The sequence below is a fragment of the Vibrio sp. S9_S30 genome (genome assembly GCF_014694455.1).
In the GTDB taxonomy this organism is placed as follows: Bacteria; Pseudomonadota; Gammaproteobacteria; order Enterobacterales; family Vibrionaceae; genus Vibrio.
This window is the reverse complement of record NZ_JAAUWT010000046.1, coordinates 1-6,086: the sequence shown is the minus strand read 5'-3', so window position 1 is coordinate 6,086 and position 6,086 is coordinate 1. Positions and strand designations below refer to the sequence as shown.

5 protein-coding genes are annotated in these 6,086 nt (G+C 40.3%); all 5 read left to right on the top strand.

From position 1 onward, the window contains the following. Positions 1-164: 164 nt before the first annotated feature. A complete protein-coding gene (locus tag HC752_RS23380) occupies positions 165-1,103 on the top strand; it encodes a hypothetical protein (protein WP_190337599.1) in 939 nt (312 codons plus the stop codon). Positions 1,104-3,001: 1,898 nt separating this feature from the next. Continuing rightward, on the top strand, positions 3,002-3,451 hold the full coding sequence (locus HC752_RS23375; protein WP_190337598.1) for a GNAT family N-acetyltransferase: 450 nt from the start codon (positions 3,002-3,004) through the stop codon (positions 3,449-3,451). A gap of 151 nt (positions 3,452-3,602) precedes the next feature. Then, complete coding sequence (locus tag HC752_RS23370; RefSeq protein ID WP_190337597.1) at positions 3,603-4,082, top strand: hypothetical protein; 480 nt, start codon at positions 3,603-3,605, stop codon at positions 4,080-4,082. Positions 4,083-4,295: 213 nt separating this feature from the next. Next, positions 4,296-4,613 (top strand): hypothetical protein, encoded by a 318-nt coding sequence (locus tag HC752_RS23360; RefSeq protein WP_190337595.1) that lies wholly within the window; start codon positions 4,296-4,298, stop codon positions 4,611-4,613. 139 nt (positions 4,614-4,752) lie between these two features. Further along, positions 4,753-5,685 carry a hypothetical protein gene (locus tag HC752_RS23355; RefSeq protein WP_238930611.1) on the top strand — a complete coding sequence of 311 codons (933 nt, stop codon included), beginning with the start codon at positions 4,753-4,755 and terminating at the stop codon, positions 5,683-5,685. Positions 5,686-6,086: the final 401 nt, after the last annotated feature.

Genomic DNA, 6,086 nt, shown 5'->3' with positions numbered 1-6,086 from the left:
TTTGTTGGTATCGCTCTAACAAAAGCTTCAAACCGACAAACAACGCGTGGCATTTTTGGTTTGCGGAGATTTTAGTGTTTAAGGCGTAATGCAGCGGCTTGTTTTGTGCGTTGTCTGCGGTTTAAGCAGGCGTTATGTTGCCTCATGGAGTAAGGAGAATTTAATTGGCATCGTTAGAAGAAGCTTATAGCTATGAATATGATGACATTATTGATGCGGAGCTTGCCTATGATCTTTATTGGGCAGGGGTGATTTCTAGTAAATCCGCGTTTGAATGTCCAAGTGAGTTTTGTGAAGCAAAAGTTACCTGCGTGAACATGGATGCTGAAAAGCAAGATATGCAGCAATCACCACACTTTCGTGGCTATAACCACTCGTCAGAGTGTGATGCGAGTATAGGTAAAAAACCGAAAGTTAGTGCTGGTTCAAAATATGAGCCTAGTGCATCTAAAGTTGTAAAAAGTGACCAAAAGTCAGACACATTTAATCTACATAGACCGCCTAATCAATTTGCCAAAAAGAAAAAAGGTGAACGTGATAAAAGCAAAAAGCGAGCAATCAATTCACGACGCCCCCATGTTCAAGGAGAGCATGAGCTTCAATCTGGCTCAGATTTCTATGCTGTCAGGTCTTTAGTAACTAAGTACATTCGTCACAGAAAAGATGAAACGCTGTCAGAACACTATGTAAATATCAGTGGAAAGGACATTAGCTATAGAGAGTTGTTTAAAGGTGTTTACAAGCAACCAATAGAGGCTCTTCGTGGAGAAAAGCGTATTTATTGGGGAGTTGCGTATATTAACCATATGCCGGACAAAAATACTTATCGCATTGTCTTTCAAAATGAAATGCAGCACGGCAGCAGCTATATTAAGCCTTCATTTTTCATATCCGCGGAGCAGATTGAAGCCTATCCAGTTAATAACCTTGTGACCAAGAGACTGGCTAAAATTTCAGAGTCAAAAGATAAGCGAGCATTCGTCTTTTTATACTCTAAGCCTCATGGTCAAGGGCTTAACTATATTAACTTTGATGTAGACAGCTTAGATTACCTTGAAATTAGGTATTTAGACTTATTTGATGAGCTCAAAAAGTCAACATAACAAACAGTTCAAGCAGACCAAAAACGCGTGGCATTTTTAGTTTGCGGTGAGTTTTGTGTTTAGGGTAGCTTGCAGAAACCGCATTTGTACGTTTTTGGCTACTTAACTGGGCGTTATAGCGCTTTGAAAGTTCAAGGGTTGTAAGGTTATCGAAAATTGTTGGCTTAAAGTGCTGAAAAGTTCGATTCCTTAACCTAAATCAAGGTGGAAAATCCTCGCAAACCAAGTCTCAGTAAGCTTTAAAAACCAATTAGGTTAGCCGGATTTTGAAGCTTGGTTTTCGGTTTGTTCTTCTAAATTCTCGACTGAGTTGGTGTTTTTGGTTTTGTGGTCTGATTGCAGCAGATTTTGTTGGCTAAGATGTCGTTCATTGAATGCAAGCTAAGTGCTTCATTGACAAGCGAGTATGCTTGCTTGTATCGCTCTAACAAACGCTTCAAGCCGACCGCCAACGCGTAGCATTTTTGGTTTGCAGTAAATTAAGTGTTTAAGGTGCAATGCGGTAGCCGTTGTATGGCGTTGGCGGCGGCTTAAGCGGGCGTTATGAAGCAGCTAAGAAAATCCTGCAAAATTATAGGGTAAGGTTCAAAGTTCCCTTTCCTTATCATCATGATTCGAATCTTCCTCACCTGAATATTTGCAAGTTTCTTTGGTTAAATGCCGCTTTGGTTTCATCGAAAGGCAAATTGGCTGTTTGGTTACTTTTGCTAAGTAACTTTTTCTAGCAGCCATTTGCTTCGCCGTTGCTTTCTTGGGGCGTCAGGGCTTTGAAAAACTCCAAACTTGGCGGGCGTTTTGAGTCAACTTGGTGTGGGTTTATCGAGTAGCTGCCGGCATTTTGTGAATTGGCTCTGTGTCTCAACCATTTGTATTTGCTGGAATTCCGAGGTTGCCGTAAAGTCCGTTCATAACAAACAATTCAAGTAGACCAAAAACGTGTGGCATTTTTAGTTTGCGGTGAGTTTTGTGTTTAAGGTGGTTTGCAGAAACGGTATTTGTTCGTTTTTGGCTACTTAATTGGGCGTTATAGCGCTTTGATAATTCAAGGTTTGTAAGGTTATCGAAAATTGCTGGCTTCAGTGCTTTTGAGCTCGTTTTCTTAACCAAATTCGAGGTGGAAAAGTCGTCGCAATCCAAGTTGCTGCAAACTTTCAAAATCAATTCGGTTCGCTGAATTTTGAAGCTTTGCTCTCGGTTCGTTTCCCTAAATTCTCGACTGAATCGGTGTTTTGGGTTTTGTGGTCTGGTTGCAGAAGGTTTTGTTGGTTAAGATGCTGTTCATTGAATGCAAGCTAAGCGCTTCATTGCCAAGCGAGTTTTCTGTTTGTATCGCTCTAACAAACAGTTCAAGCAGACCAAAAACGCGTGGCATTTTTAGTTTGCGTTGGGTTTAGTGGTTAGAGTAGTTTGCAGAAACAGCATTTGTGCGTTTTTGGCTACTTAACTGGGCGTTATAGCGCTTTGATAATTCAAGGGTTGTAAGGTTCTCGAAAATTGTTGGCTTCAGTGCATTTCAGTTCGATTCCGTAACCTGAATCAATATGGAAAAGTCATCGCAAACCAAGTTGCTGCAAGCTGTCAAAATCAATTAGGTTCGCCAAATTTGGAAGCTGAGCTCTTGGCTCATTTTTTCTAAATCTCCGACCGAATTAGCGTTTTGGGTGTCGTGGTCTGGTTACAGAAGGTTTTGTTGGTTAGGATGTTGTTCATTGAATGCAATTTAAGTGCTTCATTGCCAAGCGAGTTTTCTGTTTGTATCGCTCTAACAAAAGCTTCAAACCGACAAACAACGCGTGGCAATTTTAGTTTGCGGTGAATTTAGCGTTTATGGTGCAATGCAGCGGTTTGATTTGTGCGTTGTCTGCGGTTTAAGCTGGCGTTATGTGCTAGGAGGGTAAGTGGACATTTCTTATGAATCAGTAACTCAAAGTGATCTAGAATCCATTTTGGCGCTGGGTGAGGCTGTTAACGAAGAGTTTGTCATTCCTTATCTGAATCCAACTGGTCGAAAAGCAATGCGAAGTGCTCGTAAAGCGGACATTAAGCAAGTTACGAATAGCAATATTTACACCTCAGTAAAAGCGGTAAGCAACAGTGTATTAGTAGGTTATGTTGCTTGGAGGTCAGGAAATTATATTGCCCAGCTATATGTTAGTTCAATGAGTCAGGGGCAAGGGATTGGAACGGGTTTGATACGCGAAATGCAAAAACGTAGCAAGGCATCTAGCATTGAGCTGAAGGCATCAGTAAATGCAGTAGGTTTCTATAAACGTTTAGGTTTTCAGCCGACAGAAAGTGAGCAAGTTAAAAATGGCATCCGTTATCTGCCAATGGTTCTAAGGTGTTGACCGCACACATAACAAAAGCTTCAAACCGACAAACAACGCGTGGCATTTTTAGTTTGCGGTGAATTTAGTGTTTAAGGTGCAATGCGGCGGCTTGATTTGTGCGTTGTCTGCGGTTTAAGCTGGCGTTAAACGACATATGGAGGCTAATTAGATGAAATTGAGTTTGATAGCTTTGCTGTTGTGCTTTAGTTCATTTTGTTTTGGAGGCAATTTGGGTAAAGGGAAAGAAGACGCACAACACTTATTTGACTCGGTGCTACCTTTTGCGGAAAAAATGTTAGCTGAGTATGGAGAGTTTTATCCATATGGTGCAGCGATGACTTTAACTGGAGACGTTGTTGATGTATCGGTCTTCGAAGGGAACGAATACCCACCTTCATCCGAGATCATTGATTTGCTCAATTCTACTTTTCTTAAAGCAGCTGCAAATCGTCAATATAGCACCACCGCGGTAGTTTACGATGTTCGTATTACGCTTCCTTCGGGTAAGGTTTCAGATGCAATAGCCGTTAATCTTGACCATAATTCTGGCTATTCTATTGTCGTGTATTTGCCTTACAAAAAAGTAAACCAGGCTATAGAGTACGGTGAACTATCAGTTCAAGAAGGTCGTGGAGCAATATTTAATTAAGCGCGTGATATGTGCGTTTAACAAACTGTTCAAGATGGATTCGCAACGCGTGGCATTTTCACTATGCGTTGGCTTTAGTGTTTAAGGTGGTATGCAGCGGCATTGGTATTGCGTTGCTCACCCCTTAACAGGGCGTTATGTCACTCACGAAGGAAGTGAAAATTGTCAAATGAAAATAATAGAACCAGTAGCGAGAATAAAGGAAATTCGAAAGTGAAAAGTAAAGTATTTTGGGCAGGTGTTTTTGTCATATTCCTTTTTTTAATGACCAATAAAGAAAGTGACTCCAAATTGAACGTGACGGAAAAAACAACATCAAATGGAGTTGTCTCTTCGAGTGTTTGCATCGATAAAATTCATGGTATTACTCTGTATGATAGAAGTAGGCTGAAATATACGAGCGATAGCGACTCAAGTGTTTATGTCAATTATAAAAATGATCAAGGTCGTATTCATAAATTTAGATGTTCCGGTTCAGCGGGAACAGTTGAACTATTTGCAGAAGGTGCCGGCATATGGATGGCTATGTGATCAATATAGCTCCGTGGCATAACAAACGCTTCAAGCCGACCGCCAACGCGTGGCATTTTTGGTTTGCAGCAGTAATTGTGTTTAAGGTGCATTGCGGTAGCCGTTGTATTGCGTTGTCGGCGGCTTAAGCGGGCGTTATGTGGCAGTTGAGCTTGGAGGTTCGGTGTTTTCAGAAAAAATAAAGTTTTGGGCGTTAAAATACTTCTCTAAGCATATCTGCCCAAAGAAATTTTCATTGTCTTCAGACGAAGCTAAAAAGTATAACTTCTATGAAGTTAGAGTTATTTTCCCAACAGATAGAGATAAAGTTCTTTACCAATTTATGCCAGAGGACAATGGTGTTGTCCGAAGTGGATTAGTCTCAGGATGCAAGTTTGTTAATCCAGAATTAACTGAAAATTGCTTTGTCTCAGAATATTCGCTCAAAAGAGCGCGATTTGACGTAATCTATTATTTCAAAGGTTGGCGTATAGACGAGCAACATTGTAGTGAAATAACATTGATCAAGTTTGTGCTTTGGCGAGCTTTGTTTCTTATCTATCCATACATCACATACACAAAACTAAAAAACAAGCTCAATTCATGGCGTGTAACCAAGAGACTTAGAACTCCATTGAAGTCAAAGTATGAAATTTATGAAAGCTTAATGACTAATGATACGTTCCTAAAAACAGGTCAATTTCGTCAAAGTGACATTGTTAGTGGTCTGTTAGGTGGCAAACATATTGCTAATTTCGATCTAACACGGAAACTATCCAAGTCGTTAGATTGGATACTTGAATCCTCCATTGAAGACGGAGAAATATGCAGAGTTAGTCATGAGCGAGATCATGACCCTCTTTTTAAAATGAAAGGTAAAGGTATTCACTACTTCACGTTGACAAAAGAGCAAATCAAAAATGAAGAGCATAATCGTCTCATACAAAAAGCTCAGGTTAAGATTCAACAAAGAATGCTGTTGTTAACATTTTTCTTAGTGATCGCCACTTTTATAACCACAATTGATAAATTTGATGACTTAATGGAAATGGTGGAAGTTTTCAAGGTGTGGTTCAGTAGGTTCATCGAATAGCCACATAACAAGCAATTCAATCAGATTCGCAACACTTGGCACTTTGGGTTTGAATCGGCTTTAGTGTTTACGGCACAATGGTTGAGGTAGGTGGTAGCGTTGCTCACTACTTAATTGGGCGTTATGAAGCACCTAGGAAAATCCAGCCAAATTAGAGGTTAAGGTTCAATATTTGCTTTTCTTTTCATCATGATTTTAATCTTTCCCAATTGAAGATTCGTTGTGTTCCTTTGGTGAAATGCCGCTTGGATTTCATCGAAAGGCAAATTGGCTGTTTGGTTACTTTTGCCGAGTGGCTACTTCTAGCAGCCATTTGCTGCGCCGTGATTTTAGTAGGGCGGCAGGGCATCGAAAAATTCAAAGCTTGATGCTCGCCTTTGTTCAACTTGTTGTGGGTTCAT

Coding starts and splice junctions, on each gene's coding strand:
- HC752_RS23370 (WP_190337597.1), top strand. CDS start 3,603: ATGAAATTGAGTTTGATAGCTTTGCTGTTGTGCTTTAGTTCATTTTGT.